This is a genomic window from Pseudomonas syringae KCTC 12500, assembly GCF_000507185.2.
GTDB classification, from domain to species: Bacteria; Pseudomonadota; Gammaproteobacteria; order Pseudomonadales; family Pseudomonadaceae; genus Aquipseudomonas; species Aquipseudomonas syringae.
Genome location: NZ_AYTM02000002.1, coordinates 2,046,005 through 2,063,696, shown reverse-complemented (window position 1 = coordinate 2,063,696; position 17,692 = coordinate 2,046,005). Strand labels below are relative to the sequence as shown.

At 59.6% G+C, this 17,692-nt stretch carries 17 protein-coding genes and 2 pseudogenes; 5 read left to right on the top strand and 14 right to left on the bottom strand.

The window, feature by feature from the left end:
• Window positions 1-84 precede the first annotated feature (84 nt).
• The 9 genes from V476_RS09565 to ubiE all read right to left on the bottom strand — a co-directional run bounded on the left by V476_RS09565 (window position 85) and on the right by ubiE (window position 6,191).
• The gene (locus tag V476_RS09565; protein WP_010405758.1) at window positions 85-792 is read right to left on the bottom strand and encodes a 16S rRNA (uracil(1498)-N(3))-methyltransferase; all 708 of its coding nucleotides are present in this window, start codon (window positions 790-792) and stop codon (window positions 85-87) included.
• Entirely contained in the window at window positions 789-1,589 is an 801-nt protein-coding gene (gene tatC / locus V476_RS09560) for a twin-arginine translocase subunit TatC (RefSeq protein WP_003316630.1), read from the bottom strand. The genes V476_RS09565 and tatC overlap by 4 nt, the downstream gene beginning before the upstream one ends.
• Window positions 1,586-2,062 (bottom strand): Sec-independent protein translocase protein TatB, encoded by a 477-nt coding sequence (gene tatB, locus V476_RS09555; RefSeq protein ID WP_003316631.1) that lies wholly within the window; start codon window positions 2,060-2,062, stop codon window positions 1,586-1,588. Before tatB ends, tatC begins: the two co-directional genes overlap by 4 nt.
• 4 nt (window positions 2,063-2,066) lie before the next feature.
• A complete protein-coding gene (locus tag V476_RS09550) occupies window positions 2,067-2,342 on the bottom strand; it encodes a twin-arginine translocase TatA/TatE family subunit (protein WP_003316632.1) in 276 nt (91 codons plus the stop codon).
• Between the two features lie 44 nt (window positions 2,343-2,386).
• Window positions 2,387-2,719, bottom strand: a complete 333-nt coding sequence (locus V476_RS09545; RefSeq protein WP_002551631.1) for a phosphoribosyl-ATP diphosphatase — start codon at window positions 2,717-2,719, stop codon at window positions 2,387-2,389.
• 2 nt (window positions 2,720-2,721) lie between these two features.
• Window positions 2,722-3,114, bottom strand: coding sequence for a phosphoribosyl-AMP cyclohydrolase (gene hisI / locus V476_RS09540; RefSeq protein ID WP_003432368.1), 393 nt, complete (start codon window positions 3,112-3,114; stop codon window positions 2,722-2,724).
• 67 nt (window positions 3,115-3,181) lie between these two features.
• On the bottom strand, window positions 3,182-4,801 hold the full coding sequence (gene ubiB, locus V476_RS09535; RefSeq protein ID WP_024961477.1) for a ubiquinone biosynthesis regulatory protein kinase UbiB: 1,620 nt from the start codon (window positions 4,799-4,801) through the stop codon (window positions 3,182-3,184).
• Complete coding sequence (locus tag V476_RS09530) at window positions 4,798-5,421, bottom strand: ubiquinone biosynthesis accessory factor UbiJ (RefSeq protein WP_003316636.1); 624 nt, start codon at window positions 5,419-5,421, stop codon at window positions 4,798-4,800. The genes ubiB and V476_RS09530 overlap by 4 nt, the downstream gene beginning before the upstream one ends.
• Window positions 5,421-6,191 (bottom strand): bifunctional demethylmenaquinone methyltransferase/2-methoxy-6-polyprenyl-1,4-benzoquinol methylase UbiE, encoded by a 771-nt coding sequence (ubiE, locus tag V476_RS09525; RefSeq protein ID WP_003341410.1) that lies wholly within the window; start codon window positions 6,189-6,191, stop codon window positions 5,421-5,423. The genes V476_RS09530 and ubiE overlap by 1 nt, the downstream gene beginning before the upstream one ends.
• Before the next feature lie 144 nt (window positions 6,192-6,335).
• Here ubiE and V476_RS09520 point away from each other — a divergent pair, with 144 nt between their 5' ends.
• From V476_RS09520 to V476_RS26935, 4 genes and pseudogenes are all read left to right on the top strand, one after another.
• Complete coding sequence (locus tag V476_RS09520; protein ID WP_003316638.1) at window positions 6,336-6,614, top strand: polyhydroxyalkanoic acid system family protein; 279 nt, start codon at window positions 6,336-6,338, stop codon at window positions 6,612-6,614.
• 65 nt (window positions 6,615-6,679) lie between these two features.
• Window positions 6,680-6,878 (top strand): annotated as a pseudogene (locus tag V476_RS09515) (phasin family protein); the annotation flags it as partial.
• 10 nt (window positions 6,879-6,888) lie between these two features.
• A complete protein-coding gene (locus tag V476_RS09510; RefSeq protein WP_024961476.1) occupies window positions 6,889-7,620 on the top strand; it encodes a phasin family protein in 732 nt (243 codons plus the stop codon).
• A 103-nt stretch (window positions 7,621-7,723) separates the two neighbouring features.
• Window positions 7,724-9,099, top strand: a protein-coding gene (locus V476_RS26935) for an IS3 family transposase (protein WP_103715870.1) whose coding sequence is annotated in 2 segments (ribosomal slippage) — window positions 7,724-8,195 and window positions 8,195-9,099 — 1,377 coding nt in all. Because the reading frame shifts where the segments join, the coding sequence is not laid out codon by codon here.
• A 1-nt stretch (window position 9,100) separates the two neighbouring features.
• Here V476_RS26935 and V476_RS09495 read toward each other — a convergent pair.
• The 5 genes and pseudogenes from V476_RS09495 to hutU form a co-directional block, all read right to left on the bottom strand.
• Window positions 9,101-10,504 (bottom strand): annotated as a pseudogene (locus V476_RS09495) (HAL/PAL/TAL family ammonia-lyase); the annotation flags it as partial.
• Window positions 10,505-10,516: 12 nt separating this feature from the next.
• Entirely contained in the window at window positions 10,517-11,347 is an 831-nt protein-coding gene (locus V476_RS09490; RefSeq protein ID WP_024663819.1) for a quaternary amine ABC transporter ATP-binding protein, read from the bottom strand.
• Window positions 11,344-12,195 carry an ABC transporter permease gene (locus V476_RS09485; protein ID WP_003343849.1) on the bottom strand — a complete coding sequence of 284 codons (852 nt, stop codon included), beginning with the start codon at window positions 12,193-12,195 and terminating at the stop codon, window positions 11,344-11,346. Before V476_RS09485 ends, V476_RS09490 begins: the two co-directional genes overlap by 4 nt.
• Before the next feature lie 73 nt (window positions 12,196-12,268).
• Window positions 12,269-13,237, bottom strand: a complete 969-nt coding sequence (locus tag V476_RS09480; protein ID WP_003413481.1) for an ABC transporter substrate-binding protein — start codon at window positions 13,235-13,237, stop codon at window positions 12,269-12,271.
• A 113-nt stretch (window positions 13,238-13,350) separates the two neighbouring features.
• The gene (gene hutU / locus V476_RS09475; RefSeq protein ID WP_024960317.1) at window positions 13,351-15,048 is read right to left on the bottom strand and encodes a urocanate hydratase; all 1,698 of its coding nucleotides are present in this window, start codon (window positions 15,046-15,048) and stop codon (window positions 13,351-13,353) included.
• A gap of 649 nt (window positions 15,049-15,697) precedes the next feature.
• On the opposite strand from hutU, the gene betT reads away from it, so the two are divergent.
• Window positions 15,698-17,653, top strand: a complete 1,956-nt coding sequence (gene betT / locus V476_RS09470) for a choline BCCT transporter BetT (RefSeq protein ID WP_205902143.1) — start codon at window positions 15,698-15,700, stop codon at window positions 17,651-17,653.
• Window positions 17,654-17,692: the final 39 nt, after the last annotated feature.

The window sequence follows — 17,692 nt, the reverse complement described above, 5'->3', positions numbered from 1 at the left end:
CTCCTTGACTGCTTTTGTTCCTAAGTATCCGACTGCATCGGCCAGCTATCGGTTAACTGAAGCGATTGAGTCGACATTGACAACTTAGAACAAACGGGCAAGAAGTGCCGTTACAGCGGTTTCGACGCGCAGGATGCGTTCGCCCAGTTGCACGGGCTGCAAACCTGACTGACGCAACAGATCGATTTCGTAGGGTATCCAGCCACCTTCAGGGCCGATGGCCAATGTGACTTGCTCTGTGGCCGCACGCGGGCAGGCGGGGAAATCACCGGGATGGCCAACCAGGCCCAGTGTATCGAGCGCGATCTGTGGCAAGCGATCTTCAACGAAAGGCTTGAAGCGCTTTTCGATCACGATTTCAGGCAGCACCGAATCGCGCGCCTGCTCCAGGCCCAGAATCAGTTGCTCGCGGATGGCCTCGGGCTCTAGAAACGGCGTCTGCCAGAAGCTTTTTTCCACCCTGTAGCTGTTAAGCAGAATGACTTTCGGCACGCCCATGGTCGCGACGGTCTGAAACACCCGGCGTAACATCTTGGGGCGTGGCAACGCCAGCAACAGGGTAAGCGGCAGTTTTGCCGGAGGCGCACTCTGTAGCTCGACACGCAGCTCTGCTTCATGGGGGTCAAGGCGCAGCAGTTCGGCATTGCCCAGCAGGCCGTTGACCCTGCCCACCCGCAAGCTGTCGCCGACCTCTGCGCGGTGCACCTCCTGCATGTGCTTCAGGCGGCGGTCACGCAGGACCACCCGGTCAGCCGCAATGAAATCGGCTTCCTCAAGCAGCAGCAGATTCACGGTGTGGTCGCGGGCGGCTGGTCCTGCTTGTCAGCGTCCTCGACCTGGTCGTCCGGATGTTCACCTCGCTTCTTGATCATCGTGCTGCACAGTACGCCCAGCTCGAAGAGCAGCCACATCGGCACTGCCAGCAGCGTTTGCGAGAAGATGTCCGGCGGCGTCAGGATCATGCCGACCACGAAGCAGGCGATGATCACGTAAGGGCGGATCTTCTTCAGGTACTTGACGTCGACGATGCCGATCCACACCAGCAACACCACGGCCACCGGGATTTCGAAGGCCACGCCAAAGGCGAAGAACAACGTCATCACGAAGTCCAGGTAGCTGGCGATGTCGGTCATCATCGACACGCCTTCCGGCGTCACGCTGGCGAAGAAGTGGAAAATCAGCGGGAAGACCAGGAAGTAGGCAAACGCCATGCCTGCGTAGAACAGGATGATGCTCGACACCAGCAGTGGCACCGCGACGCGTTTCTCGTGCTTGTACAGGCCCGGCGCGATGAAGCCCCAGATCTGATGCAGGATGACCGGCATGGACAGAAACAGCGCGACCATCATGGTCAGCTTGAACGGCGTGATGAACGGCGAAGCCACATCGGTGGCGATCATCGTTGCGCCTTCAGGCAGATAGACCCGCAGCGGCGCCGAGACCAGTGTGTAGATCTTCTGCGTGAAGTAGAACAGGCCGGCGAAAATCAGGAAGACTGCCGCAACACAGCGCAACAGACGTGTACGCAACTCGGTGAGGTGCGAGATCAGCGGCATTTGCTGATCGTTTTCCGGGATATCAGCGCTCATGGTGCTCGCGGTGGCAATGACGAATCGTGGTCGGAAGGCGTCGGGACCGGTGTGCCGGCGTCAGCCGGTTTCGCGGTTTTCTCCAGCGACAGCGCGGTCTTCGGTGCCGCAGGTTGTGCAGGGCCGATTTCGTGGTGTGCGGCTTCATCGTGCGCGGGACTTGCGGCTTCGGCCGCTGCCGGTGCTGGCGACGGATTTACCGGCTCGGAGCTGTTTTCAGGCGGTTGATTGGGCGCGAACATTTTGCGCGCTTCGTCTTCCAGCGAGAGAATGTGCTCGTTGTGCAGCTGCCGACGAATCTCGTCAGCCCCGATTTCACGTTCAACTTCCTGTTTGATCGCATTGAAGCTGCGCTTCAACCGGCCGATCCATAAGCCTGCGGTGCGTGCAGCACCCGGCAGGCGCTCGGGACCCAGTACCAGCAAGGCAACCAGGCCAACGAGCAGCAGTTCAGAGAAGCTGATACCGAACATGGGCTTAAACCTGGTCTTTGCGGATCGGCTCGTCGACTTTGTGCGCTTGAGCGTCGATGGTATGTGGCTGATTCAGCGGCGAGCCCTGTGGGGCCGGCTGGGCCTGCTGGGGTTGAGGCGCAGGCTGTTCGGCTGGCTTGTCGTCATCATTCATTGCCTTGCGAAAGCCTTTGATCGATTCGCCGACGTCGCTGCCCAGGCCCTTGAGTTTTTTGGTCCCGAAAACCAGTACAACGACGATCAGGATGACGATCCAGTGTTTCCAGTCAAAAATACCCATGAAACAGTCCTCGTAAAAGATTTCAAGCTTGAAAGGGGAGAGCGTTACTCTGCCGTGCGAGCGGCTTTTTCCGCGTGGCCGGACAAGCCGAATCGGCGGTCCAGTTCATCGAGCACGGCCTGTGGGTGCTGACCCAGCGCGGCGAGCATCACCATGCTGTGGAACCACAGGTCAGCGGTTTCATAAATCACGTCACTGCAATCACCGCTGACCGCAGCGTCCTTGGCCGCGATGATGGTCTCGATCGACTCTTCGCCGAGCTTTTCCAGAATCTTGTTCAGGCCCTTGTGATACAGGCTGGCGACATAGGAGCTGTCGGCAGCGGCGTCCTTGCGGGATTCCAGCACTTCGGCCAGGCGGGACAACGTATCAGTCATGTTCAATGGCCTGCCTGGTAAATAGCATCAGGATCTTTCAGAACCGGGTCTACGGTCTTCCAGCCTGAATTTTCATACACTCGGTAGAAGCAACTTTCGCGGCCGGTATGGCAAGCGATGCCACCGATCTGCTCGACCATCAGGATAATGACGTCGGCGTCACAGTCCAGGCGCAGTTCATGCAGCTTTTGCACATGACCCGATTCTTCACCTTTGCGCCAGAGTTTGCCACGCGAACGCGACCAATAGATGGCACGGTTCTCGGACGCCGTCAGGCTCAGGGCCTCGCGATTCATCCAGGCCATCATCAACACCCGGCCGGTCTTGTGATCCTGAGCGATTGCAGGCACCAGACCGTCGCTGTTCCAGTGAATCTCGTCCAGCCAGTCTTTCATATCTACTCCGGCAGCCGGCTTTCATGCCCGGCGGATTGAACAGTGTGCCAGCGCCGTTCGCTGCTGGCTATCGGCGAACGATCAGATACAGCCCGGCGATCAGCATGATCGCCGCCGGCCATGCGGTGAGCGTCAGCAACTGGGTAGCGGCCTCGCTCATCACCCAGCCCTGTATCGCGCCGCCGACCAGCAATGCCGCACCGATCAGCCGCAGGACCGGCTCGTCCTTACGACCGTGCCATGGGCGCGGCGGATCCGAGGCGTGCGGGCGGGACATGCGCTCCAGCAGATCACGGGTCATGCCCGCGATGTGCGGCAATTGCTCGACCTGTGATTGCAGATTGCTCAGCAGGGTTTTCGGACTGACCCGTTCACGCATCCAGCGCTCCAGATAAGGCTGCGCGGTGCTCCACAGGTCCAGTTCAGGGTACAGCTGACGACCCAGCCCCTCGATGTTGAGCAGGGTCTTTTGCAGCAGAACCAGTTGCGGCTGGACTTCCATATTGAAGCGGCGCGCGGTCTGGAACAGACGCATCAGCACCTGACCAAAGGAAATATCCTTGAGCGGCTTTTCGAAAATCGGCTCGCAGACCGTACGGATGGCCGCTTCGAATTCATTGAGCTTGGTCTCTGCCGGCACCCAGCCCGAATCGATGTGCAGTTGCGCAACGCGACGATAATCACGTTTGAAAAAGGCAAACAGGTTACGCGCCAGGTAATCCTGATCTTCCGGGGTCAGGCTGCCGACAATGCCGCAGTCGATGGCAATGTACTTCGGCGCCCACGGGTTGACCGTGCTGACGAAAATGTTGCCGGGGTGCATGTCGGCGTGGAAGAAGCTGTCGCGAAAAATCTGCGTGAAGAAGATTTCCACGCCGCGCTCGGCGAGCAGTTTCATGTCAGTGCGCTGATCCGCCAGCCCGGCCATGTCGGTGACCTGAAGGCCGTAGATGCGCTCCATGACCAACACTTTCGGGCGGCACCAGTCCCAGTAGACTTGTGGCACGTAGAGAAGGTCAGAGCCTTCGAAGTTGCGTCGCAACTGGCTGGCGTTGGCCGCTTCACGCAGCAGGTCGAGTTCGTCGTAGATGGTTTTTTCATAATCCATCACCACCTGCACCGGGTGCAGCAGGCGGGCATCGGCGGAAACGCGCTCGGCGGTGCGGGCCAGAATGAACAGCCACGCCAGGTCCTGCCCGATGATCGGCTTGAGGCCGGGGCGTACCACTTTGACTACGACTTCTTCGCCGGTCTTCAGGCAGGCGGCATGCACCTGAGCGACCGAAGCGGACGCCAGCGGCTTCTCGTCGAAGCGGCTGAACACGTCACAAATGCGCGCGCCGAGCTGTTCTTCGATCAGCTTGATCGCCAATTGCTGATCGAACGGCGGCACGCGGTCCTGCAGCAGCATCAGCTCGTCGGCGATGTCCTCGGGCAGCAGATCGCGCCGTGTGGACAGCAGTTGCCCGAACTTGATGAAAATCGGCCCCAGGTCCTGGAGCGCCAGACGAAAGCGTACGCCCCGGCTCAGCTCGGATTTACGCCGTGGCAGCCAGCGCCAGGGCAGCACGAAACGCAGCGCGAGCATCCACCACGGCAGGGGCAGGGCGAACAACAGGTCATCAAGGCGATAGCGGATAACGACACGTTGAATGCGAAACAGACGGCGGACGGCAAGCAGCTTCATGCGTTATCGCTGGTATTGAGGGAGTGGGCAAGGCGGGCAAAGCGCGCCTCGAGGCGTTCCAGATCGAGCTTGATCTGATCGAGTTCGGCGAATCGTGCTTCGGCTTCGTGCTTGCCTACAAGGGTGCGCGATTCTTCGCTGAGGTAGTCGGCAACGTTCTGGCTGAGGCTGTTGAAGCTTTCCCGTGTCCAGCGCCCACTGTTGCGCAGGTGACTGCTGAACAACTGGCTGGCCACCGGGCCGATCCAGTTAGACAGTTCGTGCTCCCAGTCCAGCTCCAGGTCCTGAAGAATGCCGACCAGTTCCAGCAGCGCGCCGCTGTCACCGTCGAGTTCGACGTCCGGGCCGTGCAGCACAGCGGTCTTGTCCTTGCTCAGGGCCAGACGCACCAAGCTGGAAGCCGGCGCGCGCAGTGTGCAGTCAGCCTCGGCAGCCCAGTCAGCGGCGAGCAGCAAGCCTTCGTCGCTGGGCAGTATGAACAGCTTCAGGGACGGATCGCGACAGTCCACCGCAATGACTCGCCCGGACAGACGCGCCATGCGTGGCAGCGCGGTGCTGTCCAGGCGCAGCACCCGATTGATGCCGTGCTCGATACTGGCGAGCAGCCCCCGGAGCAACATCAGGGTTTGATACCGCGATGCAGGGCAACGACGCCGGCAGTCATGTTGTGATAGGTCACGCGGTCAAAACCGGCTTCTACCATCATCGACTTGAGGGTTTCCTGGTTGGGGTGCATGCGGATCGATTCGGCCAGATAACGGTAGCTTTCCGAGTCATTGGTGACCAGCTTGCCCATCAACGGCATGAACGCGAACGAGTAGGCGTCGTAGGCCTTGGACATCAGCTTGTTGGTCGGCTTGGAGAACTCCAGCACCAGCAGACGACCACCCGGCTTGAGCACGCGCAGCATGGAACGCAGCGCGTCTTCCTTGTGCGTCACATTGCGCAGGCCGAACGCGATGGTCACGCAGTCGAAATGATTGTCCGGAAATGGCAGTTTTTCGGCGTCTGCCTGGACGAACTCGACGTTGCCCGCCACACCCAGGTCCAGCAGGCGATCACGGCCGACCTTGAGCATGGAAGCGTTGATGTCAGCCAGGACCACCTGGCCGGTCGGGCCGACCAGGTTGGAGAATTTGCGGGTCAGGTCGCCCGTGCCGCCAGCAATGTCCAGCACGCGGTTACCGGTGCGGACGCCGGACAGCTCGATCGCGAAACGCTTCCACAGGCGGTGCATGCCGCCGGACAGCAGGTCGTTCATCAGGTCGTACTTGGCCGCCACCGAATGGAAAACCTCAGCGACTTTTTCTGCCTTCTGGCTTTCCGGTACATTTTTGTAACCGAAGTGAGTCGTAGGTTCGGCATCGCTGCCTTTGCGCTGATCGTTCATATCGCTTCACCGGAATAGAGTGCGGGTCATTCTAATCGCCAAGGCCGGCTTTGTCTTGACAAGGCTCACCTGCAACGCTTTCTTGGATGCGGGCGGGTGTATATAGTTGCGCCGCATTTCATATGACGATCAAGGAAGCCTCCGATGGCCAAGATAACCGTTGAACGCCCGCACGCCCTGGGCCTCGAGAAGGCTCGCGAAAAGGCCGAGCAACTGGTCGAGAAGCTTTCCACCCGATACGGACTGGCTCACGAATGGGCTGGCGACACCGTAAAACTGGAGGGCAAGGGTGCCAAGGGCGAGGTCGAGGTCGAAGAGGCTTTGATCCGCGTCAACATCGAGCTGAACTTCATCCTGTCGGCCATGAGCGGTTCGATCAAGACAGAAGTCGAGCGCGTTCTGGACAAGGCGCTCGCTGCCTGAACGCCGTATGCAGACCTGCTGATTTTTCTTCGCCCTCCGTGTGTTCATGCGCTCTTTTATGAGCGCAAATCGACAGAATCGAGCGTGCTTTCGACCTTCGAGTCGCAAAGGCCTTGAACCGGGTCGGTATCCCGTCTAAACATGATGTAGACACGCTCTTTGCCTGGCTCGATGAGCTGACGGCATTGCTTGAGCGTGTCGGGCCGATAAAAGCTCGAACGCTGCGTCCCGAAACGACTCGAGCGTTCCAAGTCTGGACGATAAGGAGAACAGGATGGCTGGCAAGAAAAAAACCGACAAAGATGGCAGCTCCTGGATGGGCGAGGTTGAGAAGTACTCTCGTCAGATCTGGCTGGCTGGTTTGGGCGCGTATTCCAAGATCAGCAATGATGGCAGCAAGCTGTTCGATACCCTGGTGAAGGACGGCGAGAAGGCCGAGAAACTGACCAAGGTCGAAGCGCAGAAACAGCTCGATGACGTCAAGAACACCAGCAAGTCGGCCAAGTCCCGCGTGGACGACGTGAAAGACCTCGCGGTTGGCAAGTGGAACGAGCTGGAAGAGGCTTTCGACAAGCGCCTGAACGGCGCGATTTCGCGTCTGGGTGTGCCGAGCCGCAGTGAAGTACAGGCGCTGCACAGCAAGGTCGACCAGCTGACCCGGCAGATCGAGCTATTGGTGGGCGCGAAAGCCAAGCCGGCTGCCTCACGCACGTTGGCGGCCAAACCTATAGCGGCGAAAAGCGCGGCGAAACCGGTGGTCAAGGCTGCGGCCAAGCCTGTCGCCAAAGCGGCGGACAAGAGCGTAGCGGCCAGGCCAGCCGTCAAGAAAGCAGCGGCCAGGCCCGTCGAGGCTACCAACAAGCCTGCCGCTGCGAGCACCGGCAAAACCAGCACCGCGACCAAACCTGCAGCAGCAAAAAAGCCAGCGGCAAGAAAGCCGGCGGCCAAACCTGCTACCAAGCCCTCTACGCCGGCCGCATCGGAAAAACCCGCTATTCAGTCCTGATACCCGGCTGCAACAAACAAGACCGGACGCAGAGCGTCCCGAACGGCATACCCACGCGGAGTGGTGTGACCCCCGAAGGTTGGATGCAACCTTTGGAGGCGTCATGGGTAAATATACAGAGCAGGCAAAACTCGCAGCCGTGAAAGAGTATTGTGCTGGCAAGGCAGGTTTGAGGGATGTTGCGCATCGCCACGATGTGGATTTTTCCTGCCTTAGGCAGTGGGTTGCGGCCTATCAGATTCATGGCGTAGCGGGCCTGCAAGAGAAAAAACGCCAGCGCTACAGTGACGAGTTCAAGCTGACTGTTTTGAAGCGCATGCATGATGAGCGTTTATCTCTGCGCCAGACAGCGGCCTTGTTCGATATCCGTCAGTTCGGCATCATCGGTCTATGGCAGCGCCATTATGAAGAAGGGGCCTTTGATGCCTCCTCCAAGCCACCCACAAAAGCCGGACGCCCAAGAAAGATGACGACTGCACTTCCGCCTGTGAACGCCCCCTCAATCGACGATGAATCGCGCTCGCGTGACGAGTTGCTTGCCGAGGTGAAGCAACTGCGGATGGAGGTCGACTATCTAAAAAAGCTCGATGCCTTGGCTCAGAAGAAGCAACGAATAGCGCAACAGAAAAAGCGCAAATCGTAACCGAACTGAGACTGGGGCATTCTCTGGGTGGCCTGCTGAAGCTTGCCGGTCTGGCGCGCAGCACTTTTTACTATCAACAAAAGGTACTGCAAGCGGGCGATAAGTACGCCGGGCTGAAAGACCTGATTCAGACAGTTTTCTACGATCATAAAGGCCGGTATGGCTATCGTCGTATCACGGCGGCGTTGCGGCGCGCAGGCCATCTTGTGAACCACAAGACGGTGCAGAAACTGATGGGGCAGCTTGGCCTGAAGAGCCTGGTGCGAGTGAAGAAATACCGCTCTTACAAGGGCGAAGTAGGCAAGGCTGCGCCCAACATTCTCAAGCGTGATTTCAAGGCCCAGCACCTTAATGAAAAATGGGCCACGGACGTCACCGAGTTCAAAGTGGGAGGCCAGAAGCTCTATCTGTCGCCCATCATGGATCTGTACAACGGCGAAATCATTTCCTATGCAATCGCCAGGCGCCCGCTGTACTCCATGGTGGACGAAATGCTTGAAGGAGCGTTCAAGAAGCTTGAGCCGCATGAAAAGCCTATTTTGCACTCAGACCAGGGCTGGCAATATCGGATGCCTGTTTACCAACGATTACTCAATGAGCATTCGATCACATGCAGCATGTCGCGCAAGGGCAACTGCTACGACAACGCGGCTATGGAAAGTTTTTTTGGCACGCTGAAGTCCGAGTTTTTCTATCTGAACAAATTTAACAATCTGGATGAGCTTCATGCGGGCATCGACGAGTACATTGAGTATTACAATCAGTCACGCATCAAACTGAAACTTAACGGCCTGAGCCCTGTGGAGTTCAGAATGCAGGCCGCTCAGGCAGCGTAGAAATAATCGTCCAACCTTCGGGGGTCATACCAAAACCCTGTGTCTTGAGAAATTCGAATGCCTGGGCCGCGAGCAAATACTCGATTGCCAGAATCTGTGTGGTATTGCCCAGCACCTTGTGCAGCTTGAGCGCGGCGCTGGTGCCCAGGCTCAGGTGATCCTCCTGCAGACCGGAAGTCACGTAGTTGTCGACCACGGCCGGTTGCGCCATCTGGCGGTTTTCTGCGCACAGCGAAGCGGCGACGTACTGGACGATCATCATTCCCGAGTTGACCCCCGGCTGGGTGACCAGAAACGCCGGCAGGCCGCTGACCATCGGGTTGATCAGGCGGTCCAGGCGTCGTTCGGCGATCGAGCCCAGCTCGGCCATCGCCATGCACAGCAGGTCTGCCGCCATGGCCACCGACTGGCCGTGTGGATTGGCCTGGGACACCACCCGGAAAGCCTCGGGCGTGCCGAGCAGCAGCGGATTATCGGTGACTGAATTGAGCTCGATCTCGACCTGGCGAGTGGCGTGAGCCAGTTGGTCGCGCGTGGCGCCATGCACCTGGGGAATCGAACGAATACTCAGCGCGTCCTGGGTACGAATGCCTTCGCTGCTGGCGAGCACGTCGCTGCCGGCCAGCAACGCGCGCAGGTTCTTGCCCACCTGCTGCATGCCCGGATGCGGCTTGAGGGCGAGGATGCTTGCATCGAACGCGTCCAGCTGGCCGCGCAGGGCTTCGAAGCTCATCGCGCCGATTACGTCGGCCCATTGGCTCAGGCGCTCGGCATCGGCAATGGCCAGACAGCTCAGGCCGGTCATGCACGGTGTGCCGTTGACCAGGCACAATCCGTCCTTGGCGCCGAGGATAACCGGAGCCAGACCTTCTTCATTCAGGGCCTGCTCGGCCGGGACGATCTGCCCGCGATAGCTGACCTGGCCGATGCCCAGCAACGCAACACCGACGTGCGCCATGTGCGTCAGGTAACCCACCGAGCCCTGCGCCGGTACTTGCGGCGTGACGCCCCGGTTGAGCAGGGCCAGCAGCGCTTCGACCACTTGCCGGTGAATGCCCGACTTGCCCTGGCTGTAGTTGAGAATCGCGGCGCAGATGATTGCACGGGTCTGCTCGTCGGCCAGTGGCGCACCGACGCCGCAGGCATGGCTGAGCAGGGTATTGCGCGACAGGCGACTGAGCTGGTCGCCTTGCAGTGACACATTGCACAGCGCGCCGAGCCCGGTGTTCACGCCATAGGCACGCTCGCCGCTGACAACAATGCGCTGCACGATGGCCTGAGCGTTGTCGATCCGTGCCCAGGCAGCATCCGACAAGGCGAGTTTTGCGCCATGTCGGGCCACGGCGACCACGTCCTGCCAGCCCGCAGGTGCTTCACCGATGACGATCTGTTCTGCTCGCGACATCTGCAACGGTCCTTAAAGGGTGGCTACGCGGCGCTGAACGAAACGATCCACGTAATCGTCGGCGGGCGAGTGGAGGATTTCTTTCGGCGTACCGACCTGAATCAATCGCCCGTCCTTGAGGATCGCAATGCGATTGCCGATGCGCACGGCTTCGTCCAGATCGTGGGTAATGAACACGATGGTCTTGTGCAGGCTGGCTTGCAGCTCCAGCAACTGGTCCTGCATCTCGGCGCGGATCAACGGGTCGAGGGCGCTGAATGCTTCGTCCATCAGAATGATGTCGGTATCGGCGGCCAGTGCGCGGGCCAGACCTACACGCTGACGCATGCCGCCGGAAAGCTGGTGCGGGTATTTGTTTTCATAGCCCTTGAGGCCTACGGTGGTGATCCAGTGCTGCGCGCGTTCCTGACACAGCGCCTTGCTCTCGCCACGTACGGTCAGGCCGTAGGCCACGTTGGCCAGCACGGTCTTGTGCGGCAGCAGGCCGAAGCTCTGGAACACCATGCTGATCTTGTGCCGGCGGAATTGGCGCAAGGCCTCCATGTCGTAACGCAGGATGTCTTCGCCATCGACCAGAATCTCGCCGCTGGTGGGGTCGATGAGCCGGTTGAAGTGACGCACCAGCGTCGATTTTCCCGAGCCGGACAGGCCCATGATGACGAAGATTTCGCCGCTGCCGATCGACAGCGACAGGTCGTTGACCCCGACCACGCAGCCGGTCTGGGCCAGCACCTGGTCCTTGCTCTGGTTTTGCCTGATCAACTCCAGCGCTTCTTTCGAGCGGTTGCCGAAGATCTTGAATACGTTTTTGACGACGATTTTACTCGGTTCCACGCTGCTCATTTGTGCGCCTCATGCCGTGGGCGGCCATAGGCCTGCGTGATACGGTCGATGACGACCGCCAGAATGACAATAGCCAGGCCCGCTTCCAGCCCGCGCCCGACGTTGAGGGTCTGAATGCCCACCAGAACGTCTTCGCCAAGCCCGCGTGCACCGATCATCGAGGCAATCACCACCATCGACAACGCCATCATGGTGGTCTGGTTGATCCCGGCCATGATGCTCGGCATCGCCAACGGCAGTTGCACACCGAACAGTTGCTGCCAGCGATTGGCGCCGAACGCGTTGATGGCCTCCATTACTTCACCATCCACCTGGCGAATGCCCAGATCGGTCAGACGAATCAGCGGCGGCGCGGCGTAAATCACTGTGGCGAAGATCGCCGGAACCTTGCCCAGACCGAACAGCATCAGCACCGGGATCAGGTACACGAAGCTGGGCATGGTCTGCATGATGTCGAGCAGCGGCATCAGCACCGAGCGCAGACGATTGCTGCGTGCCGAAAGGATGCCCAGCGGAATGCCGATCAGCACCGCGATGATCGTGGCGACCAGCATCAGCGCCAGGGTTTGCATCAGCTTGTCCCACAACCCGACCGCACCGACCAGAAACAGCAGGCCGACGATGACCAGCGTCGTGACGATCTTGCGTGTCGCGTGCCAGGCAATGCCGCCGACGATCATCAGCATCAGCCACCACGGCGCCATGCGCAGCAGGCCTTCGAGGTTGACGATGGCCCATAGCAGGGTGTCGGAGATGTGCCGGAACACATCGCCGTACTGCGTGACCAGTGAGTCGACGCCATCGTTGACCCAGTTGGCGATCGAGAAAGTGAAGCTTTCAGGAAACATAAGCGGCTCTCAAATGAGGTGTGTCGGGTCAACGACAGGGCTGTCGAACCGTTCGGTCCGACAGCCCGGTCGTTTACAACGAAGCGTCCACCTTCTTCGCGGCGTCTTCGCTGACCCATTTGTGCCAGACTTCGGGGTGCTCTTTCAGGAAAATCTTCGCCAGCTTCGGCGATTCGATGCGTTCCTTGGCCATGCGCCCCAGGTTCTGGTTGAGCAGGTCGATCGGCAGGTTGACCTTTTCCAGGATGGCGACCAGCTCAGGGGCCTCATCGTGGAACACTTTGGACACGCCGACCTTGATATCGATCGTCTTGTTGACCCCGGCTTTCTCTTCCAGACGCACCAGGTCTACCTGACCCATGAGCGGCGTGGGTGACCAATAGTAGGTCAGGATCGGCTCGCCACGTTTGTAGCTGGACAGAATCGCCGCATCCAGCGCCGGACCGGTGCCTGGGCGGAAGTTGGTGTATTTGCTTTCCAGGCCGTAGCTCTTGAGCATTTCGCTGTTTTCCAGCTCACAGGTCCAGCCGGCCGGGCAGTTGTAGAAGCGCCCCTTGCCAGGCTCTTCCTGATCCTTGAACACGGCTGAATACTGGGCCAGGTCGCTGATGGATTTCAGGTTGGGTGCCTTGGCTTCCAGCTTGCGTTTGGCGTCGCCTTCGATCACATAGCGCGGCACGTACCAGCCTTCCACTGCGCCGACGATCGGCGCGCCGACACCGACCACCTTGCCGGCAGCGGCGGCCTTGTTCCAGACCTCGCTGCGGCCGACCCATTCTTCGGCAAAGATCTGGATGTCGTTGGTGCCCAAGGCGTTTTCCATGGCGATGGAATTGCCGGGCAGGGCGTCAACGGTGCAGCCGTAACCCTTGTCCAGAACCACCTGCAGAATGTCGGTCAGCAGCATCGCGCTTTCCCAGTTAAGACCGGCGAATTTCACCGGCTTGCCTGATTCGCACCAGCCGGCAGCCTGACTTGCGCCTGCGCTGGCGAGCAGGCCAGCGGATACCAATGTGGTCAGCAGGGCCTTTTTCATATTCATTGTCGATGCTCCTAAGCCTGAAATGGATGACGGCAGCTTCAAGTAGGCATCCGGCCCGTGGGCATGCTCATGCCCGTCCCCGACGTGTGTCGGCCTGATGACCGACAACGTTGTCAACGTCCGATCATTGGCAGGTTCAAGCCCTGCTCTTTGGCACAGTCGATAGCGATTTCGTAGCCGGCATCGGCATGACGCATCACCCCGGTAGCCGGGTCGTTGTGCAATACGCGGGCGATACGCTCGGCGGCCTCATCGGTGCCGTCGCAGACGATCACCATGCCGGAATGCTGCGAAAAGCCCATGCCCACGCCGCCGCCGTGGTGCAGCGAGACCCAGGTCGCACCGCTGGCGGTATTGAGCAGGGCATTTAGCAGCGGCCAGTCGGAGACGGCATCAGAGCCATCACGCATGGATTCGGTTTCGCGGTTGGGGCTGGCGACCGAGCCGGAGTCCAGGTGATCACGACCGATTACCACCGGTGCCGACAACTCGCCACTGCGGACCATCTCGTTGAAGGCCAGACCCAGTTTGGCGCGTTGACCCAGGCCGACCCAGCAGATACGCGCCGGCAGGCCCTGGAAGCTGATGCGCTCGCGGGCCATGTCCAGCCAGTTGTGCAGGTGCTCGTCATCCGGAATCAGTTCTTTGACCTTGGCGTCGGTCTTGTAGATGTCCTGCGGGTCACCTGACAGCGCGGCCCAGCGGAACGGCCCGATGCCACGGCAGAACAGCGGACGGATGTAGGCGGGGACGAAGCCCGGGAAATCGAAGGCGTTGGTGACGCCGACTTCCTTGGCCATCTGGCGAATATTGTTGCCATAGTCAAAGGTCGGAATGCCGGCTTGCTGGAAGGCGAGCATGGCTTCGACGTGCTCGGCCATCGACTGCTTGGCGGCCTTGACCACACTGGCCGGCTCGCTCACCGAACGGGCACGGTACTCGTCCCAGGTCCAGCCTTTGGGCAGGTAGCCATTGAGCGGGTCGTGGGCGCTGGTCTGGTCGGTGACCATGTCCGGGCGCACACCGCGACGGACCATTTCCGGCAGGATATCCGCCGCGTTGCCACATAGGGCGATGGAGATGGCTTTGCCTTCGGCCGTGTATTTGGCGATACGCGCCAGTGCGTCATCGAGATCAGCGGCCTGTTCGTCTACGTAGCGGGTCTTGATACGGAAATCAATGCGGCTCTGCTGACATTCGATGTTCAGCGAGCAGGCCCCGGCTAATGTCGCGGCCAGCGGCTGCGCGCCACCCATGCCGCCCAGGCCTGCGGTCAGCACCCAGCGACCCTTGAGGTTGCCGTCATAGTGCTGGCGACCGGCTTCGACGAAGGTTTCGTAAGTGCCTTGCACGATGCCCTGGCTGCCGATGTAGATCCAGCTGCCGGCGGTCATCTGGCCATACATGGCCAGGCCCTTGGCATCCAGTTCGTTGAAGTGCTCCCAACTGGCCCAGTGCGGCACCAGGTTGGAGTTGGCGATCAGCACGCGCGGGGCATTTCTGTGGGTCTTGAATACGCCGACCGGCTTGCCGGACTGCACCAGCAAGGTTTCATCATCGTTGAGCTGAGTGAGGCTTTCGACGATCTTGTCGTAGCACTCCCAATTGCGCGCAGCGCGACCGATGCCACCGTAAACCACCAGCTCATTGGGGTTTTCGGCAACTTCCGGGTCGAGGTTGTTCATCAACATGCGCAGCGGCGCTTCGGTCAGCCAGCTCTTGGCGGTCAATTGAGTACCGCGTGCAGCCCGTACGACGCCTTCGCGATGACGGGTCCAGTCCTGCTTCAGGTCTTGGTTATTCTCGGTCACAAAAAAATCCTCGGCGATCAATTCGAACCACCCCGATGAAGGGCGAACAGCGCCTGGCGAAGCAGGCTGATTCAAGTGGGCAGCAGACAGAATGTTTAGCCTGTCTCTACTTGTACATACAAGCATATGCAATCAAAAGACCAACTTTTCGCTGCTGTTGTTTTTAAGCCGTCGAATTGGCCTGCAAGGCTTTATTTCCGGAGCCTTGCGGTTTTGGTCAGCGCGCAAGCATTGGCCCGAGAGGAGCGCTGTTCTGTTACCTGAATGACTTTTTGCGCAGTTTTGGGGCGGCAGGTAACAGATTGGTGCGAGGAGGGTGTGCATCGCGTTAAGACCGGAATCAAAGTGCTGCGGATGTTTGCAAACAGCGCGTTTGGGGGGCTGAAAATGGCCTCTTTAGCGTGGGAACGAACCCGCTCGAGCACGCGTCATACCCAGGCCTGAGCCAGCATTCACCGGCCTGCGATTAGGTCTCGCGGGTGTTTTCATGTTTAAATTGAACGCTCGTTCAAGTTAAACCGGTGGTTCGCTGCCCGCTCACAACAGGAGGCTTACCCTTGCCGTATCCGCTTTTTGCAATTGGTTTTATCAGTCCGGAGGTACTCAACCGATGAGTTCTTCGAGTTCCTCTTCAAGCGGCATGGTTCGCATGAATGCTCCAGTGTTCTATTTCGCTGCGAGTTTTATTCTGATTTTCGGCATCGTCGTGATCGCGTTCCCGCAAGCCAGCGGCGAATGGCTGCTGGCGGCGCAAAACTGGGCGGCCAACACGGTAGGCTGGTACTACATGATGGTCATGACCCTGTACCTGGTCTTCGTGGTGGTCACCGCCTTGTCGGGCTTCGGCAAGATCAAGCTCGGTGCCGACCACGACGAACCCGAGTTCAGTTACCTGTCATGGGCCGGCATGCTGTTTGCCGCCGGCATCAGCATCACGCTGTTCTTTTTCTGCGTTTCAGAACCCCTGACGCACCTGCTGCAGCCACCGCAGGGCGAGGGCGGTACCGCCGAAGCAGCACGCCAGGGCATGCAGTTGCTGTTTCTGCACTGGGGTCTGCATGGCTGGGGCGTGTTCGCGTTCGTCGGTATGGCGCTGGCCTATTTCGCTTATCGCCATAACCTGCCGCTGGCCCTGCGCTCGGCGCTGTATCCGCTGATCGGCAAACGCATCAATGGCCCTATTGGCTATGCGGTCGATGGCTTCGGCATTATTGCGACCATCTTCGGGCTCGGCGCAGACATGGGCTTCGGGGTGCTGCACCTCAATTCCGGTCTGGACTACCTGTTCGGCGTGGCGCACACCCACTGGATTCAGGTCGGCCTGATCACCCTGATGATGGGCGCGGCGATTCTGGTAGCGATCGCCGGGGTCGACAAGGGCGTACGCGTCATGTCCGACATCAACATGCTGCTGGCCTGTGCGCTGTTGCTGTTCGTGCTGTTTGCCGGCCCGACTCAGCATTTGCTTAATACACTTGTGCAGAACATCGGTGACTACCTGGGCGCACTGCCGAGCAAGAGTTTCGACGTGTACGCCTATAACGAGCCGAGTGACTGGCTGGGCGGCTGGACGGTGTTCTATTGGGCCTGGTGGATTGCCTGGGCGCCGTTCGTAGGCCTGTTCATTGCGCGTATCTCCCGTGGCCGGACCATCCGCGAGTTCGTCTTCGGTGTGTTGCTGATCCCGCTGGGTTTCACCCTGGCCTGGATGTCGATCTTCGGCAACAGCGCCATCGATCAAGTGCTCAACCACGGCATGACGGCGCTGGGTCAATCGGCTATCGATGATCCGTCGATGACCCTGTACCTGCTGCTGGAAACCTATCCGTGGAGCAAGACGGTCATCGCGGTCACGGTGTTCATCAGCTTCGTGTTCTTCGTCACCTCGGCCGATTCGGGCACGGTGGTGCTGTCGACACTGTCAGCCAAAGGCGGCAACCCTGACGAAGACGGTCCGAAATGGCTGCGGGTGTTCTGGGGTGTGGCCACGGCGTTGATCACCAGTGGCTTGCTGTTCTCGGGCAGCATCGATGCGCTGAAATCGGCCGTGGTGCTGACGTCGTTGCCATTCTCGTTGATTCTGTTGCTGATGATGTGGGGGCTGCACAAGGCGTTCGTCATGGAGTCGCAGCGCAAGATCGCCCAGTTGTACTCGCTGGCGCCAGTGTCCGGTTCACGACGCGGCGGCTGGCGTCAGCGTCTGAGCCAGGCGGTGCATTACCCGTCGCGAGACGAGGTGTATCGCTTCCTCGATCAGACCGTGCGTCCGGCGATTGAAGAAGTGACGGCGGTGTTCGTCGAGAAGGGCTTGAATGTGGTCAACGTACCTGACCCGTCCAACGACTCGGTGACCCTGGAAATCGGCCATGGTGAAGAACGTCCGTTCATTTACCAAGTGCAGATGAAAGGCTTCTTCACTCCGTCGTTCGCCCGAGGCGGCATGGGCTCCAAGCAATTGAACAACCGCCGCTACTACCGCGCCGAGGTGCACTTGAGCGAGGGTAGTCAGGACTACGACCTGGTGGGTTACACCAAGGAACAAGTCATCAACGACGTGCTCGATCAGTACGAACGGCATATGCAGTTCCTGCACCTGGTGCGTTGATCGGGGCGTGGGGGGCGGTTACAACTATCGTCCCTCACG

Bases quoted from the DNA above. Each gene is read 5' to 3' on its own strand.
- ubiB (WP_024961477.1), bottom strand. From the start codon at position 4,801: ATGAAGCTGCTTGCCGTCCGCCGTCTGTTTCGCATTCAACGTGTCGTT.
- V476_RS09530 (WP_003316636.1), bottom strand. From the start codon at position 5,421: ATGTTGCTCCGGGGGCTGCTCGCCAGTATCGAGCACGGCATCAATCGG.
- hisI (WP_003432368.1), bottom strand. From the start codon at position 3,114: ATGAAAGACTGGCTGGACGAGATTCACTGGAACAGCGACGGTCTGGTG.
- V476_RS09510 (WP_024961476.1), top strand. From the start codon at position 6,889: ATGGCTGGCAAGAAAAAAACCGACAAAGATGGCAGCTCCTGGATGGGC.
- tatC (WP_003316630.1), bottom strand. From the start codon at position 1,589: ATGAGCGCTGATATCCCGGAAAACGATCAGCAAATGCCGCTGATCTCG.
- V476_RS09480 (WP_003413481.1), bottom strand. From the start codon at position 13,237: ATGAATATGAAAAAGGCCCTGCTGACCACATTGGTATCCGCTGGCCTG.
- betT (WP_205902143.1), top strand. From the start codon at position 15,698: ATGAATGCTCCAGTGTTCTATTTCGCTGCGAGTTTTATTCTGATTTTC.
- V476_RS09550 (WP_003316632.1), bottom strand. From the start codon at position 2,342: ATGGGTATTTTTGACTGGAAACACTGGATCGTCATCCTGATCGTCGTT.
- V476_RS09490 (WP_024663819.1), bottom strand. From the start codon at position 11,347: ATGAGCAGCGTGGAACCGAGTAAAATCGTCGTCAAAAACGTATTCAAG.
- V476_RS09545 (WP_002551631.1), bottom strand. From the start codon at position 2,719: ATGACTGATACGTTGTCCCGCCTGGCCGAAGTGCTGGAATCCCGCAAG.
- V476_RS09520 (WP_003316638.1), top strand. From the start codon at position 6,336: ATGGCCAAGATAACCGTTGAACGCCCGCACGCCCTGGGCCTCGAGAAG.
- tatB (WP_003316631.1), bottom strand. From the start codon at position 2,062: ATGTTCGGTATCAGCTTCTCTGAACTGCTGCTCGTTGGCCTGGTTGCC.
- ubiE (WP_003341410.1), bottom strand. From the start codon at position 6,191: ATGAACGATCAGCGCAAAGGCAGCGATGCCGAACCTACGACTCACTTC.
- V476_RS09485 (WP_003343849.1), bottom strand. From the start codon at position 12,195: ATGTTTCCTGAAAGCTTCACTTTCTCGATCGCCAACTGGGTCAACGAT.